We start from the raw sequence: 22,682 nt of genomic DNA, 5'->3' as shown, positions 1-22,682 counted from the left end.
AATTGCCGGACCATGATCCACCGCACCGATCCGCTCTGACATGTTCTAGCCAGCGTTCCTGAACCCCTCGGGACGCCTTGCCCCTTGCCGGCTCCCCACAGCCGGCCGGAGGAGGATCCGTTGCGTCACCGTTCCCTCGCCATCGCCGCGGCGATAGCCGTCCTGCCGCTGACCGCCGTCTCCCTCGGCGTCGCCACCGCACAGGCCGCCACCCCGCACGCCGCCCCGCGCGTCGCCCTGCCGAACACCGTGAACCCCGCGGTGGCCCACTCGGAGAAGAAGGGTGACGTCCCGGCCGAGCAGCAGATCTCGGTGGCCGTCAGCCTCAAGCTGCGCGACTCCGCCGGGCTGGACCGCTTCCTCGCCGCCGTCGCCACCCCCGGCACCCCGGAGTACGGCACGTACCTGACGCCGGAGCAGTTCAGCGCGCGGTACGCGCCCACCCAGCAGGCCGTCGACCAGGTCAAGGCCTACCTGACCGCCCAGGGCCTGACCGTCGGCGACGTCAGCGCCAACCGCCAGGTGGTCAACGCCCACGGCACCACCGCGCAGGTCTCCCAGGCCTTCGGCACCCACGAGAGCTCGTACCTCGACCCGCAGCAGCAGCGCACCTTCTTCGCCAACGACGGCGCCGCCTCGATCCCCGCCGAACTGGCCTCCGTGGTCCAGGGCCTGAGCGGCCTGGACAACCACGCGGTGCGCAAGGGCCGGATCGCCGCGCCGCACTCGGTGACCCCGAACGCCGCCACCGCCACCCCGAAGGGCATGGCCCCGGCCCAGTACCGGGGCGCGTACAACCTGGACAAGACCGGCGCCGACGGCACCGGCACCACGGTCGCCCTCTGGGAGTTCGACGGCTACAAGTCCTCGGACCTGACCACCTACGACTCCCAGTACGGCCTGACCGGCCCGGCCGTCACCACCGTTCCGGTGGACGGCGCGAACTACGACTCCTCGCCCGGCCAGGGCGAGGGCGAGGTCGAGCTGGACAGCGAGATCGTCCGCGGCGCGGCCCCCAAGGCCACCCAGCTGCTCTACGAGGCCCCGAACAGCGACCAGGGCGAGATCGACATGGCCAACAAGATCGTGGCCGACAACAAGGTCTCGGTCATCTCGATCTCCTGGGGTACCTGCGAGCCGGACACCACCGCCTCCTCGATGACCGCCGTCGACAACGCCTTCAAGCAGGCCGCCGCCCAGGGCATCTCGGTCTTCTCCGCCTCCGGCGACGACGGCTCCAAGGACTGCACCCGCTCCGCCAGCGGCGCGAGCGTCACCTCGGTCGACTTCCCGGCCTCCAGCCCGCACCAGACCGGCGTCGGCGGCACCAACCTCCAGGTCACCGGTGGCAACGGCTACTCCTCGGAGAGCGCCTGGAGCACCGCCGGGGGCGGCGTCTCCACCGTGTTCGGCAAGCCGAGCTGGCAGACCGGCACCGGCATCGGCGGCACCATGCGCACCGTCCCGGACGTCGCCTCCAACGCCGACCCGCAGAGCGGCTTCGCGATCTACACCGGCGGCGGCTGGAACGTCTACGGCGGTACCAGCGCGGCCGCGCCGCTGTGGGCCGGCTACGCCGCCCAGGTCAACCAGAAGGCCAAGGCCGCCGGGCAGCCCGCCCTCGGCGAGGCGAACCCCAAGCTGTACGCGGTCGCCAACAGCAGCAGCTACGGCAGCACCTTCCACGACGTGACCACCGGCGCCAACCAGGACTTCTCGGCCGGCACCGGCTACGACCAGGTCACCGGCTGGGGCACCCCGGTCGCCGACGCCCTGACCACCGCCCTGCTCGGCGGCGGCAGCACCGGCGGCACCACCCCGCCGACCGGCGGGGGCTGCACCGCCGCCCAGCTGATCGGCAACGGCGGCTTCGAGACCGGCACCGCCGCCCCGTGGAGCACCTCCTCGGGCGTCGTCGACAACGGCACCTCCGAGCCGGCCCACTCCGGCAGCTGGAAGGCCTGGCTGGACGGCTACGGCAGCGCCCACACCGACACCCTGTCGCAGACCGTCACCGTCCCGGCCGGCTGCGCCTCGGCGACCCTCACCTTCGCGCTGCACATCGACACCGCGGAGACCGGCTCCACCCCGTACGACACGCTGACCCTCCAGGCGAACGGCACCACCGTGAAGACCTGGTCCAACGTGGACGCGGCCGCCGGCTACGTGCAGCAGACCGTGGACCTGACCTCCTTCGCCGGCCGTAGCGTGACCCTCAAGTTCACCGGCACCGAGGACGGCTCCAACCAGACCAGCTTCGTGATCGACGACGTCGCCCTGAACGTCAAGTGATCACCGGCCGGTAGCACCACGTAGACCCCCGCCGGGGCGGCGCCGTCAGGGCCCGCCCCGGCGGTGTCCGTTTGCGCCCGGTTCCGCACCGTTCCCGACGTCGCGTTCCGGCCGTGTTTCCGAACTGTTTCAAGATCGCTAACCATCCGGTCCACCTGCTGTGACCACTGTCATCCGCACGACTGATGACGTAGCCTCTCGACGGTGCATAGGGTTCCCCAAAGCTCGGTGAAGCCGCTCACAGCGCGCCCCGGCGCCGGTCCGGTGCCACCGAATCCACCTGGTGGGGAGGTTCACCGCATGGCCGCACAGCAGCCTCAGGACGCCGCGCGGCTGCGGCTGGTCGGATCGCGTACGGAGCGCCCCGACCCGCCCGTCCAGGCGCCCGCCCCGACCCCGGGCCCCCCGGCGCCGTCCGCCGGCCGACCGGCCCCGGCCGGCGGCTTCGCGGACGCCCTGCACCTGGCGATCGAGGCCAGCGGCCTCAGCCTGGACCGGATCCGCGCCGCACTCGCCCAACGCGGCGTCAGGGTCAGTGTCACGACGCTCAGTTACTGGCGCCGCGGCCGCAGCCAGCCCGAACGGGCCAGCTCGCTGCGCGCCGTCCACCTGCTGGAGGAGCTGCTCGGCCTGCCGCACAGCGCGCTCTCCTCACTGCTCGGCCCGCCCCGCCCGCGCGGCCGCTGGGCCGCCGCCGCCAACACCCTCCACCTCGGGCTGGAGGACGTCTGGCCGGGCGAGCAGGAGATCGCCGAGATCTTCGCCGAACTGGACGCCCCGCCGGCCGGCGAGCTGGAGCGGCTCAGCATCCACGACTCGTACTACGTGGACGCCGAGCGGCGCGCCAACCTGCTGCGGATGCGCCAGGTGGTGCGCGCCACCGTCGGCGGCGTCGGCCGCTGCCTGGTCGTGCACAAGGCCGACGAGGAGGCCACCGGCTGCCCGGAGATCACTTCGGTGCGGCACGGCCGGCTGGGCCGGGTCCGCCGCCGCCCGGAGGTCGGCCTGACCGTCGCCGAGCTGATGCTGGACCGCCCGCTCGGGCTCGGCGACAGCACGGTCTTCGAGTACGAGGTGGAGATCCCGCCCGGCGGCCCGACCATGGAGTACAGCCGCCGCTTCGCCACCACGGTGCGCGAGTACGTGCTCCAGGTGCACTTCGACCCGGCGGCCGTCCCGGTGCACTGCGAGCGCTACGACCGCGAGCCGGGCGCGGACGTCGACCACCGCCGCGAGCAACTGTGGATCGGCGCCTCGGCGAGCGCCCACGTCCTGGCCCCGGACCAGCAGCCCGGCCACATCGGCATCCGCTGGGAATGGCCCTAGGCACCACCGCCCCACCGAAGCCCCACCGGAGCCCCGTCGGACCACCAGGTCCGGCGGGGCTTCCGCGTTCCCTCCCGGAAACCCGACCCCTTCAAGCCGCTCCATCGGTTGACGCTCCATCATCTAACCCATAACCTCATTAGTACCGGTTAGGCAGTCGCCCCGCCGGAACCCACCGGGAGGGACCAGGCATGTCCGGCACCACCGCACTCCGCACCCTGCAGACCGGCCACGTGGGCCTCAACGTCACCGACCTCGACCGCTCGGTCGACTTCTACCGGACCGTCCTCGGCCTCGAACTCACCCACCGGGGCACCGACCCCGAACGCCGCTACGCCCTGCTCGGCCGCGACGGCCGCCTGGTGGTCACCCTCTGGCAGCAGAGCACCGGCACCTTCCCCACCACCACCCCCGGCCTGCACCACCTCTCCTTCGAGGTGGCGGACCTCGACGAGGTCCGCGCCACCGAGGAACTGCTGCGCACCCTGGGCGCCGAGTTCGCCTACGACGGCGTCGTCCCGCACCGCGAGGGCTCCGCCTCCGGCGGCGTCTTCTTCACCGACCCGGACGGCATCCGGCTGGAGGTCTACACCCGCACCGGGCTGGCCGACACCGCCGCCGAGGCCCCCCACGCCGACGCCCCGACCTGCGGCTTCTTCTAGGCAACGGGATGACCGCCACCAGCACCCCCTACCACCCCGGCGAGCGCAGGGCCCAGGCCCGCGCCGGAGTGACCGAGCGGGCCGACCACGCGGGCCGGTCGATCCGCAGCACCGTCCCGGCCGTGGCCGCCCGCTTCCTCACCGAGCGCCGGACGCTGGTGGTCGGCGCCGCCGACCAGGACGGCCGGGTCTGGGCCACCCAGCTCTCCGGCCCGGCCGGCTTCCTGCGGGCCCCGGACGAGCACACCGTGACGATCGCCGCCCACCCGTCCGAGGCCGACCCGCTGGCCGCGGCCCTGGCCCGCCCCGCCCAGCTCGGCACCATCGCCCTGGACCCGGCCGGCCGCCGCCGGATGCGGCTCAACGGCCGTTCGGTGCCGGACGGCCGGGGCGGGCTGGTGGTCCGTGCCGAGGAGGTGGTGTCCAACTGCCCGAAGTACATCCAGCGCCGCAGCCCGCTGGACCGCCCGGGCGCGGGCACGCCCCGCACGGTCGCCGAGGGGCCGGTCCTGACCACGGCCCAGCGGCTGACCGCGGCCACCGCCGACACCTTCTTCGTCGCCACCTGTGGACCCGACGGCCGGGTGGACGCCTCGCACCGCGGCGGCTTCCCCGGCGTCCTGGAGGCGGTGGCGCCGGACACCGTCCGCTGGCCCGAGTACCGCGGCAACAGCATGTTCCTGACCCTCGGGAACCTGGAGCTGGACCCGCGGGCCGGACTGCTGCTGCCCGACTGGGAGACCGGCGGGGCCCTGCTGATCACCGGCGAGGCCCGCACCGACTGGTCCGAGGAGGCCCGGCGGGCCGCCCCCGGCGCCGAGCGGATGGTCGAACTGACCGTCACCGGGGTCCGGGAGCTCGCCGACGCCACCCCGCTGACCTGGACCGATCCCGAGTACTCGCCCGCCAACCCGCACTGACCACGGGTCAGTTCCGTACGGGCCCCCGACCGAAGGCCGGGGGAGGGTCCTCACCCGTCCGGCGCAATCCGCCGCGCCGCACCCCGCCCGCTCTGGGACCTTTGGTTCCCGATGACACGCGGTCGGACCGGGACGAGCACTCCTGTCCCGCCGTCAGGCGCGCCGACCAGGAAGGAGGCGGGGCATGACCCTCACCGACGGCCCCTCACCGCTGATGGAGTTCACCGAGGTCGACCCCGAGGAGGACTGCATATGCGGCGGCTGCAACGCCCGCCGCCGCGCCCGGCTGCACGCCGCCCCGGTCCACGAGGGCGGGCACGCCGCGGCCCGCAGCACCCGCCGCCGGGCCGCCGTCCTGGTGGCCGCCGTCGGCACCGCGATAGGCGGCGGCACCGCCGCCGCGGCCCCCGCCCCCGGCCCCACCCCGGGCGGCAGCAGCACCGCCCAGCCCCCGCGGACCCCGCAGGGCGAGGTCAGCGGCCTCTACGGCCAGGACCCCGGCGCCCGCTCCGCCGCCCCGCAGCCCGCCGCCCAGCCCGTCACCCGGGCCCGGATCATCCAGCGCGCCCAGGCCTGGGTCGACCAGGCCGTGCCGTACGGCATGGGCCGCTACTGGTCGGACGGCTACCGCCAGGACTGCTCCGGCTTCGTCTCGATGGCCTGGGGCCTCGGCAGCAGCCAGACCACCTGGACCCTGCCGAACTTCGCCGAACGGATCGACCGCAACGACCTCCAGCCCGGCGACGCGCTGATCTACAACAACCCGGCCAACCCCCAGGCCGGCTCGCACGTGACGATCTTCGGCGGCTGGACGGACTCCTCCCGCACCCGCTACGTCGCCTACGAGCAGACCTCCCCGGGCACCAGGAAGCGCTCCACCCCGTACGCCTACTGGAACAACTCCGGCTCCTACCTCCCGTACCGCTACACCGGCCTGTCCGGCGGCAGCAACGACAGCACCGGCAGCACCGACGCCTTCCCCGGCGCGCAGGAGTTCGGCCCCGGCGCGGACAACGGCTACGTCACCAGGCTCGGGCAGCTGCTGGCGCAGCGCGGCGGCGCCCGCTTCTACACCGAGGGCCCCGGCCCCCGCTGGGGCGAGGCCGACCGCAGGGCCACCCAGGCCTTCCAGCTCGCCCAGGGCTGGCGCGGCGGCGAGGCCGACGGCATCCCGGGCAAGGACACCTGGGACTTCCTGGTCCACCACAAGGGCCACGACATCGACGCCGGCACCCCGCCGCCGTCCCCCTGAGGCCCCCGCGGTCGCGGCACCGCCCGGGCGCCGCGCCTCAGCGCCGGCCCGACATCCAGTGGAACAGCCCCATCGCCACGCTGGTCGCCAGGTTGAAGCTGGACACCCCCGCCTGCATCGGCACCGCGACCAGCCGGTCGGCCCGCTCCTTGAGCTCCGCCGACACCCCGTGCCGCTCGGTGCCGAAGGCGAGCAGCGCGTCATCCGGGAACGGCAGGTCCCGGATGTCCGTGCCCTCCGGGTCCAGCACGTACAACGGCCCGGCCGGCAGTTCCGGCAGGTCCACCCGCTCCACCGCGGTGGCGAAGTGCAGTCCCGCGCTCCCGCGCAGCACCGTCGGGTGCCAGGGGTCCAACTCGCCCGTGGTCACCACCCCGGTCGCCCCGAACCCGGCCGCCAGCCGGATCACCGCCCCGACGTTCCCCAGGTTCCGCGGATTCTCCAGGAGCACCACCGGCGCCCGCCGCGGCAGCCGCCCCAACGCCTCCCGGTTCGCGGCCACCGAAGGCCGCGCCGCCAACCCGACCACCCCGGTCGGATGCAGCCGCGGCGCCAGCCCCCGCAGCCGCTCCTCGGCCACCTCCACCGCCAGCGCGTCCAGCGCCGGGACCACGTCCGGCGCCAACTCCCCGGCCAGCGCCAGCAGGGCCCCCCGGTCGGCCGTCAGCACCCGCCGGACCTCGCCCCCGAACCGCAGCGCGTGCTTCAACGGATGGAACCCGTCCAGCAGCACCGCGCCCCGCTCGGCCGCCCGCCAGTCCCGCACCAGCTCGTCGTCCATGCCGCTCACTCTCCCACCCCCGGCTCCCCGGGCCGCCCGGCGGCCGCGATCACCTCGTCGAACCCGAGCGGCACCCCCACCGGGCCGCCCTCAGCGGCCAACCCGGCCAACGCGAGATCCAGATGCCGGTGCACCAACGCCCCGTCCGCGTCCAGCGCGGCCAACGCCCCCGGCAGCGGCCGGGAGACCCGGACGCAGAGCAGCACCAGATCCCCCATCCCCACGTCCGCCCGGATCTTGCCGGCGTCCCGGGCAGCCCGCAGCAGTCCCTCCACCGCCGTCACCGCACCCCGCCGGGCGGCCACCAACTCCCCGTCCACCACCAGCCGTTCGAGCAGCACCACGATCGCCGCCCCCATCCGCAGATCGGCGGCCGCGTGCACGAACCGGCGCAGCGCCCGGTACGGATCGTCCTCCGCCCGCCGCGCCTCCTCCGCTGCCCCGGTGAGCCGGCCCAGCAGATCGGTGACCAGCGCCCGCACCAAGGCCTCCCGGTCGGGGAAGCGCCGGTAGAGCGTGCCCGGCCCGACGCCCGCCCGCCGGACCACCGCGTCCAACGGGGCGTCCGGCCCGCGCTCCAGGAACACCTCGCAGGCGGCGTCCAGGATCCTGCGCCGGCTGCGTTCCGCGTCGGCCCTCATCCACCACTCCCTAACCGGAGAACTTCTCTCCCCCTATGCTAGCGTCCAGCCAACCGGAGAAAAACTCTCCGCCTATCGCCCTCCCCGAGGAGCGCCACCATGCCCACCACCCCCCTCACCGTCCACACCGCACTCGACGGCGTCCCCCAGCCCCGCGAAGCCGTCCTCGCCTGGGAGCTCGACCGCGCCCGCGCCGCCCTGCACCTGCTCAAGCAGCGCCTCGGCGACGACCGGATGCGCGAACTCCTCACCCCCGACACCACCGAGGCCGACGCCGCCCTCACCACCTGGGCCCACGCCTCCCGGGGCCGCTGGCGCACCGCCGTCACCGAACTCACCGCCACCGGCATCGACGCCACCCGGTTCCTCACCTGGTGGCAGGGCCGCCTCCGGGCCGGCGACCGCACCGCCCTGCTCGCCGCCAACCCCGAGCACTACCTCGCCGACTCCACCGCCGACCGCGTCGAGATCATCGAAACCCTCGGCACCACCCCGACCCGCTTCTTCCTCCGCTTCCACGACGACGTCCCCGTCCCCACCACCTTCCCCACCCACATCGCCGGCACCGGCACCCTCGCCGACGGCACCGAGATCCTCCGCGTCCTCCACGAGTTCGCCGACACCCCCGCCGGCCTCCGGATCCGCCTCACCGTCCAGTTCCCCGAGGCCGCCCCCGACCACCTCCCCACCGGCCACCAGTGGCACTTCGCCTGCGAGTTCACCAACTGGCTCCGCGCCGCCCACACCGCCGCCTGACCCCGGACCCCGAGCGGGCGCGCAGGGCCGGAGCCCGCGCGCCCGCACGAGGAAACCCACCCCACCCCCGGCCCCCTACCGCTTCTCCTTCTCCGAACTCCCCCGCAGATTCTCCGAACTCCCCCGCAGAGCCCGCTCCAGATCCCGCAGGGCCACCCCCACCAACCGGGTCCCGGCCCGCACCACGTCCCCCTGCACCCCCGCCCCCGCTCCCTCCCCCAGGCCCTCCTCCAACCGCACCTGCGCCTGCCGCACCGCCCCGAACTCCACCGCCCGCCCCGTCAGCAACGCCCCCGCCGCCAAGGCCGTCGCCAACCGCAGCTCCTCCGCGTACTCCGCCGCCCCCGGCACGGGCTCCGCGTCGGCCGCCGGCAGGTGGGCCTCCAGCAGCACCGCCGCCCGCCCCAGGTGCCCCACCGCGGCCCGCGCCCGGTCGATCTGGCGCCGGGTCACCCCGCTGAGCCCCGACTCGTGCCGCCCCGGCTCCGCATCGGCCCGCTGCATCGCCTGCAACAGCTCCGACCGCGCCTCCCGCGAGTCCAGCAGCGCCGCCCGCACCGCCCGCCCCCGCGGCGCCGCCGGATCCTCGTAGCAGTCGACCACCGCCGCCGCGTACCGTCCGGCCGCCGCCAGCCATTCGGCGAGCCGCTCCCCGAGCCGCGCGGTCTGCCAGGTCGGGAACAGCGCGTACGTCAGCAGCGCCAGCGACCCCCCGAGCAGCGTCAGCCCGACCCGCTCGAAGGCCGTGACCAGCGGATCCCCGGCCTGCAGCCCGAGCAGGAACACCACGTACGAGGAGATCCCGACCGTCGTCAGCGCGTACCCCGTCCGGAACGCCAGGTACGCCCCGCCGATGCACAGCACCGCCAGCGAGGCCAGCACCCACTCCCCGGGATGGGCCAACTGCACCACCAGCGTCGAAACGGCGACCCCGACCACCGTCCCCGCCAGCCGGGCGACCCCCCGGCTGTAGGTCTGGGCGAAGTCGGGCCGCATCACCATGGCCGCGGTCATCGGCGCCCAGTACCCGTGGTGGAACCCGGCCAGCCGGGCCAGCAGGTAGGCGGCGGTGACCACCCCGGCGAGCCGGACGGCGTGCTGGAAGATCGCCGACCGCGGCCGCAGCTGCCGCCGTACGGCCCGCAGCGCGACCGGCAGCATCCGCGAGATCGACGGCTTGTGCAGCGCCCCGCCGGCGCCGACCACGGGCGTGGTGATGGTGTCCTCGTCGTTGCGGTCCAGGGTGTCCGCGGCCTTGCGCAGCAGCCCGCCGAGCCGCCGGGCGGAGCGCCGGGCCGCCCCCTGCAACTGCGCCCCCTGGTCCGGCCGGACCAGGGTCAGCGCGGGCGCCGACCGGGGGAGCCGGACGGGGTCGCCGGTGCGGACGGCCCGGGCGAGGGCGTCCATCACCTCGGCGGCGGCCGCCAGCACCTCCCGGGCCCGGTCGCGTTCCGGCCCCTCCTCGGGGGCGCCGACCTTGGGGTCGGCGAGCGCGGCGAGGGTGGGGCGGATGCGCTCGGCGATGCCGCGCAGGCCGCGCAGTTCGGGCGGCCGGTGGCGGTCCTGCCAGGGGGTGACGGCGGAGGCGTGCCGGGCGGTCATGAACGGTTCCGGGTCCACGTGCGCGGTCGGGTCCTGGCGCAACCGGCGCGCGTAGTCGGCGAGTTCGGCGAAGGTGTCGGCGAGCGCGGCCCGTTGGGCGCTCCAACTGCCGATCGGCCACAGGGTGATGACGACGGCCTGGGCGACGCCGCCGAGCGCGGCGACCAGCCCGTGGCCGAGCGCGGCGGCCGCGCTGACCGGGAGTTGGACCACGATCAGCATCACCGAGAGGGTGTTCGCGGTGACCACTCCGGCGGTGGGGCCGATCGCCCAGGCGAGTCCCGCGCCGAAGGCCCACACCGCGAGCAGCACCGGGAACAGCCCGTACACCCCGGCGGCGAGGTAGCCGAGGAAGGTGCTGATCCCGAGCCCGACGCCGGCCGCGACGGCCAGACTGGCGCGGGGACGGAAGCTGCGCTGGAAGGTGGCCGAACCGGCGATGAACGCGCCCATCGCGGCCGAGGTGGCGAGCCCGACCCCGCCGAGGGCGAGCGTGGGGAAGAGCACCAGCGCCACGGCGACCGCCCCGCGCAGCGCGCGCTTGGGATCGGTGAGCGCCCGGTCGAGGGTGAGTCCGGTCCGCGCGGTGTCACGAAGGGCGGCGAACCAGGACATACCGCCATCCTAGGCTGCCGTCGGCCCCGACCTCCGCCACCGCTGCCCGAGCCGCCCCAGCCGCGCCGCCGCCCACAGCAGGGCCCCCGTCGGCAGGAACACCGCGTCCGCCGCGACCATCGCGAGCGAGAACACCGGCAGCCCGAGCACCACCGCGATCCCCAGGTGTTCCAGCATCAGGACCGCCAGCAGCGCGTTCTTGACCCGCCGGTTGAGCAGCGTGAACGGGAACGCGACCTGGAGGACCACCGTGCCGTACGAGATCAGGAAGACCGGCAGCAGCGCCGAGCCGACCAGCGCCGACAGCCCCGGCCAGGGCGCGAAGTAGTCCAGGTGCAGCGGGTAGTACAGCGCCGTGCCGTCCTGCCAGCGCGAGCCCTGCACCTTGTACCAGCCGGCCGTGGCGTAGACCAGCACCACCTCGGCGGCGATGACCAGCATCGCGCAGTTGTGCACCATGTTCGCCAGCGCGTCGAGCACGGCCCGCGGCTCGCCCGTCGGCCGCAGCCGGCCGAGCGTCCACCAGATCCCGGCGACCGCCCAGAGCCCCCAGAACAGCGGCGCCCAGCCGAGGTACGGGAAGGCCGGCCCGGTCCAGGTGAGGCTGTCCCCGGAGAAGTCGCCGGCCTGACAGACGGCCAGCACCGCGCCGAGCAGGGCCCAGAGCACCACCCCGCCCCGCCCGGGCCGGGCCCGGCGCGCGTCCAGCGACCAGACCTCGGCGCAGCGGGTGAAGACCAGGTAGACGGCCATCAGGTGGACGACGTTGTCGCCGCCGTCGCCGAGCAGGACGTCGCGGTTCTGCAGCGACAGCACGGTGACCAGGAACAGGACGGTGCTCGCCCTGGTCCGCCAGCCCAGCAGCACCGCCAGGGCGGCCAGCAGGGCCAGGTGGTAGACCAGTTCGAACCAGAGCCGCCCGCCGAACCAGGGCAGCACGGTGAACGCCCCGTCGTCGGCCAGCAGCCGCTGGGCGAGCTCCATCGACCAGGGCGAGCGGTCGCCGTACAGCACCCGCCGGTTGGGCCACTCGCGCAGCAGGTAGGCGAGCCAGACCAGCCCGAAGCCGATCCGCACCGCCGCGGCCTGGTGCCGTCCGAGCGCCCGTCCGGTGAAGGCCTCCATCGCCCGCCCGAGGGCGGCGACCGGCCGGCGCGGCCCCGCGCCCGGCCCGGGGCCCGCCGGGCCGACGGACGGTCCGCCCTGCCGCGGCACACCGTCCAGCAGCGGCACGCCGTCCAGCGGCCGCGGCACCACCGGCCCGCCCGCCACGGTCGGCGCCGCAGGCTCCACGCCCGACGCCACGGGCTCCACCGCCCCCTCGTTCACCCCAGCCCCCGGTAGTCCTCGTCCCCGACCGGCCACCACGGCAGCTCCCGCACCCTGGGCGCGGGCGGCGCGGCCTCACCGCTCCAGGACGGCGGCGGCACGGTCGCCGTGGTCGCCCGGAACTGGATCTCCAGCACCCGCTCGCCGTCCACCTCCCGGCCGATCCGCTGCAACGCGATCCGCTTGAGGTACTGCTCGGCGAGCCGGCCGCGCGAGTTGGTCGGCTTCCCGTCCTGGGCGTCGTGGGAACCGTCGTAGAAGTCCCAGGCCCGGCGCAGCAGGTTCTGGTCGACGTGGCTGGGCGCCGGGTTGCCCCGGATCGCCGCGATGTCCTGCGCGGTCAGCCCGGTCCAGTCATGGGTGCGGGTGGCGCCGCCGTCCGCGACGGTGCGCACCCGGGCGTCCACGTCGACGTTCTGCTGCAAAGGGTTGGGGGCGAACAGCTTCCAGTTCTGCTCGAACTCCGGGTAGACGATCCCGTCGACCTCGTCCCGGTACTGCCGGGACAGCGTGTTGGCGGGGGCGACGTGCAGGAACACCGCGGCGAGGAACAGCCCGGTGCCGCTGACCAGCACCGCGGCGGCCAGGCCGAGGACGAGCTGCGCGGGCGTCGACCAGACCCTCCCCGGGGCGGCCCGGTCCGTGCTGCCCGTCATGGCCTCCCCGCCCGGTCGGCGCGCCGCCGGCCGGTACCGGCGCGTCGCGCGCCCATCCTGCCCTACCCGTCCCCGGGCGGGCACCGCGAGGTTCCGGAGGTCCTACAGGACGAAGGCGGCCTGGCCGGTGCTGCTGACCATCGGACGGCCGGCGCCCTCCCAGGCGTACATCCCGCCGTCCACGTTCACCGCTTCCCGGCCCTGCTGCACCAGGTACTGGACGACCTGCGCGGAGCGGCCGCCGACCCGGCAGAGCACGTACAGCTTCTCCTCCGGCAGCTCGCCGATCCGGGCGATCACCTCGCCGATCGGGATGTGCAGCGCGCCGTCCACGTGGCCGGCGTCCCACTCGTCCTGCTCGCGCACGTCCAGCAGGGCGGCATCGGCCGGCACGGAGGCGGCGTCGGTGGAGGGGATCTGCGCGAACATCGTGGGGCTCTCCTGGGCTCGGTGCGGGTCGGTGGAGTCGGTGGGGCCGGTGCCATTGTCGCCCACCGCCGTCGGCCGGTGGGCCGGATCCGGGGTGCCGAGCAGCCGCTCCAGCTCGGCCTGCTGTGCGGCGGCCTTGGCGAGCAGCTCCTCGGCGAGCTGCTCCAGCAGCCGGTCCGGGTCCTGCGGGGCGAGGGCGAGCAGCTGGCCCATCGGGGTCTGCTCCAGCCGGACCTGCTCGGTGGCGGTCTCGGTGATCTTGGCGGTCAGCCAGTCCAGCCGGCGGCGCAGCCAGCCCAGCCGGTCGGGGGAGTCGACGGCGGGCGCGGCCTCCGGCGCGGTGGACCACTCGGCGGCGAGGCCCTCCAGCACGGCGGCGTCCCCGTAGGCGTAGGCCTCGTTCACCCGGACCAGGAAGTCCGCCCGGCGCTGCTGCTCGCCGGGGTCGGTGGTGAGGTCGGGGTGGGCGCGGCGGACCAGCTCGCGGTAGATCCGCTGGGCCTCCTTCCCGGGCCGCACCCGGGCGGGCGCGGCGGGCGGCGGCGGGACGGCCTCCTCCGCGCCCTCCGCGGACTTCTCCCGTACGGAGTCGAACAGCGCGTCCAGATCCGGCAGCTCCTCGACCCGCTGCCGGGCCTCGGTGGCCCGCCGCCGGTCCTCCGGGTCCCCGGTGCGGGCCGCGACGGCCTCGGCGACCAGCGCGTCGAGCTCGTCCAGCCGGGCGTAGAGCGGGCCGAGCAGCTGGTGGTGGATCAGGGCGAAGTTGTCGATCTCGACCCGCAGCGTCTGGACGTCCACGTCCATGCTGAGCCAGGCCAGCTCGGCGGCGGCGACCCGCTCCTCCAGCTCCTGCTGCTCCGGGTCCGTCCAGCGGGCGGGGCTCTGCGCGGTCACGATCTCGCCTCTGTCTCGTCCGTCCGGCCGGCTTCCTGCGGAGCCGCCGCGCGGGCGGCCCGGCCTGCCACCCTACCGCCGCGTTCCGGGCCGCCGTCCGGGTGAAGCGGGCGTGCGGACCGGCGCGCGGCACGTGACACGCAACCGATCCTGATGAATCTCCCCGTTTCGGTGTCGGGCCCGGCCCGGTCCGTGCTTCGCTGGTATCCGCACAGCGTGCCTTCCTCCGGAGAAACGGCCGCCCCGGGCGCGGTGGCCAGGCGGGAGCAGACCGAATCCATGGTGGCCGAGTCCAACTCCACACCGCTTCCGGCGGGCGCCGAGACCGCGCCGGGCGACCACCCGACCGGAGTGGCCGCCCTGGTCCGGCTCGCCCTCGTCGTGGTCGACCGGACCGGCCGGATCGCCCAGTGGAGCCGGGCCGCCGAGGAGCTGTTCGGGCACCGCGCCGAGGCCGCCACCGACCGCCCGGCCTCGGGCCTGCTGCCCGCGCTGGAGGCACGGGTGCTCGGCCGCTGCGCGGTGCGCCGCCGCTGCGACGCCCTCGACACCCTGGCCGGGCTGACCGCCGCCGGGCGCCCCTGGGCCGGGCGGCTCACCGTGACCGACCGGGAGGAGCACCAGCGCGACGTGCTCTGGTGGGCCTACCCGCTGCCCGGCCCGGCCGGCGGACTGCTCGCGCTCGCCGCCGACGCCCGCCCGCTGCGCAGCTCCGGGCCGCGGCTCGCCCTCGGCGAGCGCCTGCTGCCCTTCGCCGCGGCGCCCGGCGCCCGGGGCGGCTTCCACGGGCTGACCGCTGCCCTCACCCCGCCGGCCGCCGAGCTGCCCGAGCCGCTGGCCCGGCTGCTGCCCGCCGCCCTCCGGGCCCCGCTGCGCGCGGCCGCCGCCCTGGGCGGGCTGCCCGCACTGCGGCTGGACGCGACCACCGTGCTGCCGGTGCTGCCCTCCGATCCGCAGGCCGGCACCGCCCACGTGGCCGCCGGCCTGGGCCGCCGCTACCCGACGCCCCAGCAGCGCGCGGCCCGGCTCGGTCCGCCGCCGCAGGCCGACCAGTCCGCGCCGGGCCGCCGTCCCCAGGGCCCGCTGCCCGCCCAACGCGAACCGGCACCCCGCGAACCGGCCCGGCGCGACCCCGCCCCGCACGCCCCCGGCGAGCGGCCCACCGCGGTCGTCGGTGCCCCGCCCGCCCCGCTCCCGGCCCCCGGCCGCGAGACACCCCCACGCACCGGAGGAGGAGCCACCATCGAGCCGCAGGCCGCCGTCGAGTCGTCCGCCCACGGCCTCCCGCCGCGCCGCCCCGCCCAGGCCCCGCCCGGCGCCGTCCCCGCCCCCACCGGCGCCGAGGGACCGCCGAGCGGCCGACTGGGCCCGTTCCTCACCAACGGCCAGGCCGGCGAACAGCTGGCCCTGCTGAACGAGGTCGGCGGCAAGGTCGGCACCACCCTGGACCTCGGCTTCACCGCCCACGAGCTGTGCCAGGTGCTGGTCCCCCGGGTCGCCGACTTCGCCTGCGTGGACCTCGTGGACGGCCTGATCTCGGACTCCGAGCTACCGGTCTCCCGCCCCGACGACGACACCATGCTGCGCCGGGTCGCCCTGGTCTTCAACCAGACCGGCGGCGCCTGGGACCACGTGCTCTCCGAGGGCTCGCTGGTCAGCATGCCGCGCCGGACCCCGCCCGGGCTGGCCCTGCAACTGAACCAGCCGGTGCTGGTCCCGGTGGTCAGCGCGGACGTCGCGGTGGACTACGCGATCGCGCTCGGCGGCGCCCGGCTGGCCCCGGTGGTCTCCGGCCGCTCGATGCTGGTGGTCCCGCTGTCCGCCCGGGGCACCGTGCTGGGCATCCTCAAGCTGCTCCGGCTGCCGGACCGCGCCCCCTTCGACGAGAGCGACGCCGCCACCCTCAAGGAGCTGGCGGTGCGGGCCGCGCTGTCGCTGGACAACGCCCGGCTGCACCGCGCCGAGGCCAGGGTCGCCACCACCCTCCAGCGCTCGATGATCCCGACCCGCCCGCCGCAGATCCCCGGGGTGCAGATCGCCCACCGCTACCTGCCCGGCGATCCGAAGGCCGAGGTCGGCGGCGACTGGTTCGACGCGATCCAGCTGCCCGGCAGCCGGGTCGCCCTGGTGGTCGGCGACGTGATGGGCCACGGCATCCACTCGGCCGCCGCGATGGGCCGCTTCCGCACCGCGATGCAGACCCTCGCCGCCCTGGACCTGCCGCCCGGCCAGCTGCTGCGGCACCTGGACAACCTGGCCCAGAAGCTCGGCGACGACCACCTCGCCACCTGCCTGTACGCGGTCTACGACCCGATCAACCGGACCTGCGAGCTGGCCAGCGCCGGCCACGTCCCACCCGTCCTGGTGCACCCGGACGGCAGCGGGGAACTGCTGGAGATCCCGGCCGGCGCGCCGATCGGCGTCGGCGGGGTGCCGTTCGTCGCCAAGACCATCGACGTCTCGGACGGCTCGATGCTGGTGCTGTGCACCGACGGACTGGTCGAGGTCCGGGGCGGGGACATAGGGGCGGGCCTGGCCGCGCTGTGCGGCAACCTGATCGACCCGCAGCAGAGCCCCGAGCAGGCCTGCGACGAGGTGCTGCGCCGGCTGCACTCGGACGACCGCAAGGACGACGTCGCCCTGCTGGTGGCCCGTTTCGACGGGGTCGCCCCGTCCGAGGTGGCCACCTGGAACCTCACCGTGGACCAGCGCGAGGTGCGCCGGGCCCGTTCCCTGGTCCGCGAGCAGCTGGCCGCCTGGCACCTGGAGGCGCTCAGCGACACCACCGAGCTGCTGGTCAGCGAACTGGTCACGAACGCCGTCCGGGTCGCCCGGGACCGGGTGCAGCTCCAGCTGATCCGGGTGGACAAGCTGCTGGTCGAGGTCAGCGACGACAACCACAACCTGCCCTCGCTGGAACCGGCCGAGCAGCTCGGCGAGACCGGCCGCGGCCTCACCCTGGTCACCAAGCTCGCCGAACACTGGGGCACCGCCCGCAAGGCGGTGGGCAAGGTCGTCTGGTTCGAGCTGCCCCTCCCGCACGCATGACGGCCGCGTACGGGCAACGCCCCGTACGCGGCCGACAAGGAAGGTGAAGGGTCGCTCAGGGGATGACGGCCCCCGCCGAACGGCGCCGGGCCTCCGCCGCGACCTCCCGGGAGGCCGAGGTGGCCACCGAGGTGGCGGCGCCGACCCCGGCCAGCACCCGCGGCCAGAAGTCCCCGAAGACCTCGACCGAGACGGCGATCAGCAGCGCGGTGACCACCGCGACCACGTGCTCCAGGCCCGCCAGGTTCGGCAGCACGACCGCCTCGCCGACCATCAGCACCACCACCGTGGCGGCGGTGAACCAGGCCCGGGTGCGGAACGCGATGCAGATGGCCAGCGCCACCACCGCGGCCGAGGGCCCGGTGTCCCGCACGAAGGCGACCCACTTCGGGAAGCCGAACAGGTGGTGCGGCCCCATCGCCACGCCGACCCGGGCGAACAGCGTGCCCGCCAGGGTGCACGCGTAGGCGACCACCAGCGTCATCCGCCGGCCGAGCACGACCTCGGCGATCGCGAAGACCACGAAGACCTGGGCCAGCGCTCCCCACACCGGCAGGTCCAGGGCCGGCACGTACAACGACAGCGGGGTCCGCAGCAGCGAGACCTCCAGCGGCAGCGAGGCCCGCACCACCCCGATGTGGTTGACGAACCGCTCACCGCCCGGCAGGTGCTGGACGATGCTGAACAGCAGGATCAGAAACGTCGCCGTCGTGGCCAGCGGGAAGGCGGCGAACTTCTTGCGCACCACCGCATCGCGGACCGTCAGGTACAACGTCCCCCACTCTGCGACAGCGGCCTTTCTGGCTCGCGCCAGCAGCCCCTTTCGCACGCCCCCCGCGTGGGTCCTGTGAATCACAACCGTTTCTCCCGAATCCCCGAACTTGTCAGCTACTCCCACATTAGAAGCCTGTTAACAAATCCACATCGGCATGGATGGGGATCGAGGTCATCCTCAGGAGGGAGACGAATCCCCCCTCCGGACCCCCCGTACGACCGATGGCCTTCTCCGCCCCCGGCCGCCCGGCCCCCCTCCGCCCCCCGACGGAGGGCTACCCCTTCCCGTCCCGGGCCGCCACCGGCACCCGGGGCGCCACCACGGCGGGCCCGGCGTGCCGGCGCCGGAACAGGGCGGGCAGGCTCGGCGCGACGATGAAGCCCTCGGCGCGGGCGCTGGCGATGCCGATCCGGGGAATCTCGCTGCTCTTCTCGAACAGCAGGTAGCGCGGCTCCCAGATCGGCCGGTACTTGGCGTTCGCGCGGTACAGCGACTCGATCTGCCACCAGCGCGAGAAGAAGCCGAGCACGGAGCGCCACAGCCGCAGCACCGGACCGGCACCGAGCTTGGAACCGCGCTCGAAGACCGAGCGGAACATCGCGAAGTTCAGCGACACCCGCTTGAGCCCGACCTCCTCCGCACGCTGCAGCAGCTCGATGACCATGAACTCCATCAGGCCGTTCTCGGTGTCCCGGGCCCGGCGCATCAGGTCCAGCGAGAGCCCGTCCGGGCCCCACGGCACGAAGCTCAGCAGCGCCTTGAGCTCGCCGTCCCCGTCACTGCACTCCAGCATCACGCAGCGGCCGTCGCCCGGGTCGCCGAGCCGCCCCAGCGCCATCGAGAAGCCGCGCTCGGTCGCCCCGTCGCGCCACTCGTCGGCCTTGGACACCAGCCGCGCCATCTCCTCCTCGGAGATGTCCTCGTGGCGGCGGATCCGCACCGTGTACCCGGCCCGCTTGACCCGGTTGTACGCCTGCCGGACCACCCGCATCGCCCGGCCGTCCAGCGAGAACTCGTCCAGCTCGACGATCGCCTCGTCACCCAGCTCCAGCGCGTCCAGCCCGTGCCGGGCGTAGATCACCCCGGCCTCCTCGGAGGCACCCATCACGGCCGGCGCCCAGGCGTGCTCGCGCGCCTCGGACAGCCAGGCCTCGATCGCGCCCGGCCAGGCCTCCGGGTCGCCGATCGGGTCGCCCGAGGCCAGCGAGACCCCGCCGATCACCCGGTAGGTCACCGCCGCCTTGCCGCTGGGGGAGAAGACCACCGCCTTGTCCCGGCGCAGCGCGAAGTAGCCCAGCGAGTCCCGCTCGCCCTGCTTGTCCAGCAGGCCGCGCAGCTTCGCCTCGTCCTCGGGGTTGAGCAGCTCCTTGCCGCGCGGGCTGCGGAACGCCACGTACAGCACCAGCAGGAACAGCACCGCGCCCATCGCGTTGATCGCCGCGTTCACCCAGGTCGGGGCCGCGATCACGGAGCGCAGGTGCTCGGACGGGGTGATGGTGATCATCCGGCCGACCGAGTAGCGGAAGAGGTCCCACCAGCCGGCCCCGTTCAGCTCGTTGGTGATCCAGACCAGCAGCGCGCCGACGGCACCGCCGAAGAACAGCCCGCCGACGAAGGTGGCCGCCGCGGTCTTCGGGTTGGAGCGGTCGCCCTTGGAGGTGAACTCCTTGCGCCCGATCAGCAGCGCCAGCACGAACAGGCAGGTCAGCACCGTGGAGATGTAGTTGAGCGGGTGCTTGTTGAAGCGCTCGCCGGGCAGCACCATGGCCGCCAGGTACAGCAGGGCGAAGACGCTGCTGAGCGCCGCGTTGAAGATCCACGCGGCCCGCTTGCGCCGCCGCATCGCGACCGCCAGGAAGACCGACAGCACCGCGGCCGCCAGGCCGGAGGTCATCAGGTACGGGGTGAAGTACTCGCCCTCGTTGTGCTCGTTGACCTGGTTCCCCCAGGGCACCAGCAGCACGGTCGCCACGTTCAGCAGCGCCAGCAGCCGGAGGTACCAGACCGAGGCGGCCGCGGCCCGCGGGCGCCAGCGGTCGAGCGGTCCGGCGGGCCGGGGCTCGGCGGAGGTGGCGGACGGCTCCGACTTCACAGTGGACGACACAGCTCAATTCCAAACGATCAGATGGTGGGGCGCATCCGCACGCGGCCCGGCGCCGGGCGCCGGCACGGGCCCGACGGGCTGACCGGCCACCCCCGCCCACCGACCGCCCGCGTCGAGCGACCGGCCGGAAAAGGCAGCCAACTCCATGGTTCCGCACCATTCCTGAAAATTGCGTGAACCGGGTAGCGGATTCCCACCCCCGCCGAACGGCGGGGGTTCTTACCCCCCATGGGTTCGGCACCCCGCCCCGGCTACCCCTACTCTCAAAGCGACCCCCGCGGACCGACCGAACCCGGCCGCCCGAACCGAGGAGGCCCCCCATCACCACCACCCGCGTGCTGATCGTCGACGACGAGATCCTGGTCCGCTCCGGCCTCGGCCTGATCGTCGGTTCCGCCCCCGACCTGGAGGTGGTCGGCGACTGCTCCGGCGGACAGGCCGAGGAACACGTCCAGCGCCTGCGCCCGCACGTGGTGCTGCTCGACATCCGGATGCCCGACCTCGACGGCATCTCGGTGCTGCGCCGCCTGCGCGCCCTGCCCGACCCGCCGGCCGTCGCGATGCTCACCACCTTCGACACCGACGAGTACATCGGCACCGCGCTGCGGGCCGGCGCGACCGGGTTCCTGCTCAAGGACACCGCCCCCGAGCAGCTGGTGCACGCCGTCCGGGTGCTCGCCGCGGGCGGCAACATCCTCTCCCCGACCGTCACCCGCACCGTGATCGGCGGCTACGTGGACGGCGGCGGCCCGGACGCCGAGGCCACCGCGCTGGCCCGCACCCTGACCGGCCGCGAGCTGGACGTGCTGGCCCTGCTCGGCGAGGGCCTGTCCAACGCCGAGATCGCCGACCGGCTCTTCCTCGGCACCGGCACGGTCAAGGACCACATCAGCGCGATCCTCGGCAAACTCGGCGCCGCCAACCGGGTGCAGGCCGCCGTGCTCGCCCACCGGGCCGGCCTGGTGCGGCCCAAGCCCGGCGACGGGGCATGACGGCCGCCGACCAGCTGCCGTCCCGACGGCTGCCGGCCTGGTGCACCGCCCCGTGGCCGATGGTGCTGCTGCCCGTCCTGTACTCCCTGATGGACGCCGCCCTGGTGTCCCGGGACTCCACCTGGTGGCAGGTGACGCTCTCCGTGCTGGCCGCCGTGGCGCTGTTCTGGCGGCGCCGCTTCCCGGTGACGGTGCTGCTGCTCACCATGCCCGGCACCTGGGTGGAGGCGATCTGGCTGGCCCCGATCACCGCCGTCTACACGGTCGCCACCGAGCGCCCCAGGGCCGCGGTGCTGTTCCCCTGCGCGGCCCTGTTCACCCTGGTCGACTTCTTCCACTGGCCGCTGCCGAACCCGCTCGTCGAGCTCAGCCGGAACACCGCCCTGGACGCCATCCAGGCCGTGATGCTCTCCGCCGGCCCGGCCGCCACCGGACTGCTCTCCCGCACCCGGCGGGAGCTGGCCGCCCGGCTGGACGAACTGACCCGCGGCCAGGAGCGGGAGAGCCGGCTGCTCGCCGAACGGGTGCTGATCAGCGAGCGCGGCCGGCTGGCCCGGGAGATGCACGACGTGGTCTCGCACCAGGTCAGCCTGATCAGCATCCAGGCCGGCGCGCTCCAGGTGAGCACCACCGACCCGGCCGCCGCGACCACCGCCCGCACCATCCGCGAACTGTCCGTCCGGACCCTGGAGGAGCTGCGCCAGATGGTCGGGGTGCTGCGCAGCACCGGCGGCCCCCGCCCGGACGCCCCGCTCGCCCCGCAGCCCCGGCTGGCCGACCTGCCCCGGCTGATCGCGGAGAGCGGGCTGGCCGCCGACTCCGAGCTGAACCCCGGTGACCGCCCGTGGCCGGAGGCGGTCGAACGGGCCGCCTACCGCACCGTCCAGGAGGCGCTCACCAACATCACCAAGTACGCCCCGGAGGCGGTGGTGCACGTGCGGGTCCGGGCGAAGGGCCGCCGGCTGCGGGTCGAGGTCCGCAACGAGGCGCCGCCGGTCCGCCCGGCCGAGACCCTGCCGGGCGGCGGCCACGGCCTGGTCGGGCTGCGCGAGCGCGCCCAGCTGCTGGGCGGCACCCTCACCGCCGGTCCGACCCAGGACGGCGGCTTCGAGGTCCGCGCCGACCTCCCGGCCGGCCAGTCCTGACCCACCCGCCCCGGCCCTCCGGGGCGGGGCCGGCGGCGCGGGACAACGAGAAAGCCCCGCAGATCCGAAGATCTGCGGGGCTTCGCTGTGCGCGAGGGGGGAGTTGAACCCCCACGCCCTTTCGGGCACTGGAACCTGAATCCAGCGCGTCTGCCTATTCCGCCACCCGCGCATGGGTGTCGTCTTCAGTGCCGTCCGTTCCGCGGAGCCGCTCGGTACCATGTGGTCTTCGCGTTTCCCCGGTCCGGCTCCCTTTCGGGCGGCCCTTCCGACGTGGAAAACAGTAGCACGACCTGGGGGGCTGCTCCGAATCCGTTTCCCGGGGAGACCGACCACGTCCGAACGGCCGCGCGACGAACGGACGGGCGGAGCGCGGTGCACCGCTCCGACGGGCAGACCTGGCGTGCCGCACCCGGAATGCGTCACCCTGTGTGTCCGAGCCCACCCCCCGGCACCACGCGGT

At 74.6% G+C, this 22,682-nt stretch carries 17 protein-coding genes and 1 tRNA gene; 9 read left to right on the top strand and 9 right to left on the bottom strand.

From position 1 onward, the window contains the following. Window positions 1-120: 120 nt before the first annotated feature. The 5 genes from ACFC1T_RS24920 to ACFC1T_RS24900 all read left to right on the top strand — a co-directional run bounded on the left by ACFC1T_RS24920 (window position 121) and on the right by ACFC1T_RS24900 (window position 6,452). On the top strand, window positions 121-2,292 hold the full coding sequence (locus ACFC1T_RS24920; RefSeq protein ID WP_375891901.1) for a protease pro-enzyme activation domain-containing protein: 2,172 nt from the start codon (window positions 121-123) through the stop codon (window positions 2,290-2,292). Window positions 2,293-2,592: 300 nt separating this feature from the next. Further along, complete coding sequence (locus ACFC1T_RS24915; RefSeq protein WP_375891899.1) at window positions 2,593-3,618, top strand: XRE family transcriptional regulator; 1,026 nt, start codon at window positions 2,593-2,595, stop codon at window positions 3,616-3,618. A 191-nt stretch (window positions 3,619-3,809) separates the two neighbouring features. Further along, window positions 3,810-4,280: a VOC family protein gene (locus ACFC1T_RS24910; RefSeq protein ID WP_375891897.1), complete on the top strand. Its 471-nt coding sequence runs from the start codon at window positions 3,810-3,812 to the stop codon at window positions 4,278-4,280. 8 nt (window positions 4,281-4,288) lie between these two features. Continuing rightward, the gene (locus tag ACFC1T_RS24905; protein ID WP_375891896.1) at window positions 4,289-5,200 is read left to right on the top strand and encodes a pyridoxamine 5'-phosphate oxidase family protein; all 912 of its coding nucleotides are present in this window, start codon (window positions 4,289-4,291) and stop codon (window positions 5,198-5,200) included. Between the two features lie 184 nt (window positions 5,201-5,384). Next, window positions 5,385-6,452, top strand: coding sequence for a peptidoglycan-binding protein (locus ACFC1T_RS24900; protein ID WP_375891894.1), 1,068 nt, complete (start codon window positions 5,385-5,387; stop codon window positions 6,450-6,452). Window positions 6,453-6,489: 37 nt separating this feature from the next. Here the strand turns inward: ACFC1T_RS24900 and ACFC1T_RS24895 are convergent, their stop codons facing one another. Further along, window positions 6,490-7,233: a TrmH family RNA methyltransferase gene (locus ACFC1T_RS24895; RefSeq protein ID WP_375891892.1), complete on the bottom strand. Its 744-nt coding sequence runs from the start codon at window positions 7,231-7,233 to the stop codon at window positions 6,490-6,492. Between the two features lie 5 nt (window positions 7,234-7,238). Next, a complete protein-coding gene (locus ACFC1T_RS24890) occupies window positions 7,239-7,874 on the bottom strand; it encodes a TetR family transcriptional regulator (RefSeq protein ID WP_375891891.1) in 636 nt (211 codons plus the stop codon). Between the two features lie 99 nt (window positions 7,875-7,973). Here ACFC1T_RS24890 and ACFC1T_RS24885 point away from each other — a divergent pair, with 99 nt between their 5' ends. After that, window positions 7,974-8,630, top strand: a complete 657-nt coding sequence (locus ACFC1T_RS24885; RefSeq protein WP_375891890.1) for a hypothetical protein — start codon at window positions 7,974-7,976, stop codon at window positions 8,628-8,630. Between the two features lie 75 nt (window positions 8,631-8,705). On the opposite strand, the gene ACFC1T_RS24880 is transcribed toward ACFC1T_RS24885, so the two are convergent. The 4 genes from ACFC1T_RS24880 to ACFC1T_RS24865 all read right to left on the bottom strand — a co-directional run bounded on the left by ACFC1T_RS24880 (window position 8,706) and on the right by ACFC1T_RS24865 (window position 14,155). After that, window positions 8,706-10,847, bottom strand: a complete 2,142-nt coding sequence (locus ACFC1T_RS24880; protein WP_375891888.1) for an FUSC family protein — start codon at window positions 10,845-10,847, stop codon at window positions 8,706-8,708. A 9-nt stretch (window positions 10,848-10,856) separates the two neighbouring features. Next, entirely contained in the window at window positions 10,857-12,161 is a 1,305-nt protein-coding gene (locus tag ACFC1T_RS24875) for an HTTM domain-containing protein (RefSeq protein WP_375891887.1), read from the bottom strand. An 11-nt stretch (window positions 12,162-12,172) separates the two neighbouring features. Next, window positions 12,173-12,832, bottom strand: coding sequence for a DUF5819 family protein (locus ACFC1T_RS24870; RefSeq protein WP_375891885.1), 660 nt, complete (start codon window positions 12,830-12,832; stop codon window positions 12,173-12,175). A 102-nt stretch (window positions 12,833-12,934) separates the two neighbouring features. Then, on the bottom strand, window positions 12,935-14,155 hold the full coding sequence (locus ACFC1T_RS24865) for a rhodanese-like domain-containing protein (RefSeq protein WP_375891884.1): 1,221 nt from the start codon (window positions 14,153-14,155) through the stop codon (window positions 12,935-12,937). A 216-nt stretch (window positions 14,156-14,371) separates the two neighbouring features. Here ACFC1T_RS24865 and ACFC1T_RS24860 point away from each other — a divergent pair, with 216 nt between their 5' ends. Further along, a complete protein-coding gene (locus ACFC1T_RS24860; RefSeq protein WP_375891882.1) occupies window positions 14,372-17,203 on the top strand; it encodes a SpoIIE family protein phosphatase in 2,832 nt (943 codons plus the stop codon). 55 nt (window positions 17,204-17,258) lie between these two features. Here the strand turns inward: ACFC1T_RS24860 and ACFC1T_RS24855 are convergent, their stop codons facing one another. Both ACFC1T_RS24855 and ACFC1T_RS24850 read right to left on the bottom strand, forming a co-directional pair. Then, a complete protein-coding gene (locus ACFC1T_RS24855) occupies window positions 17,259-17,975 on the bottom strand; it encodes a hypothetical protein (protein ID WP_375891881.1) in 717 nt (238 codons plus the stop codon). A gap of 277 nt (window positions 17,976-18,252) precedes the next feature. After that, complete coding sequence (locus ACFC1T_RS24850; RefSeq protein WP_375891880.1) at window positions 18,253-20,082, bottom strand: phosphatidylglycerol lysyltransferase domain-containing protein; 1,830 nt, start codon at window positions 20,080-20,082, stop codon at window positions 18,253-18,255. A gap of 341 nt (window positions 20,083-20,423) precedes the next feature. On the opposite strand from ACFC1T_RS24850, the gene ACFC1T_RS24845 reads away from it, so the two are divergent. Both ACFC1T_RS24845 and ACFC1T_RS24840 read left to right on the top strand, forming a co-directional pair. After that, window positions 20,424-21,074 (top strand): response regulator transcription factor, encoded by a 651-nt coding sequence (locus ACFC1T_RS24845; protein ID WP_229928260.1) that lies wholly within the window; start codon window positions 20,424-20,426, stop codon window positions 21,072-21,074. Continuing rightward, window positions 21,071-22,219 (top strand): sensor histidine kinase, encoded by a 1,149-nt coding sequence (locus ACFC1T_RS24840; protein WP_375891878.1) that lies wholly within the window; start codon window positions 21,071-21,073, stop codon window positions 22,217-22,219. The genes ACFC1T_RS24845 and ACFC1T_RS24840 overlap by 4 nt, the downstream gene beginning before the upstream one ends. 88 nt (window positions 22,220-22,307) lie before the next feature. Here ACFC1T_RS24840 and ACFC1T_RS24835 read toward each other — a convergent pair. Continuing rightward, window positions 22,308-22,391, bottom strand: a tRNA-Leu gene (locus ACFC1T_RS24835). Window positions 22,392-22,682 lie beyond the last annotated feature (291 nt).

It is taken from the genome of Kitasatospora sp. NPDC056076, from assembly GCF_042266305.1.
Lineage (GTDB): Bacteria > Actinomycetota > Actinomycetes > Streptomycetales > Streptomycetaceae > Kitasatospora.
Note: the sequence above shows the minus strand (reverse complement) of the source record. Positions and strands in the feature narration are given on the sequence as shown.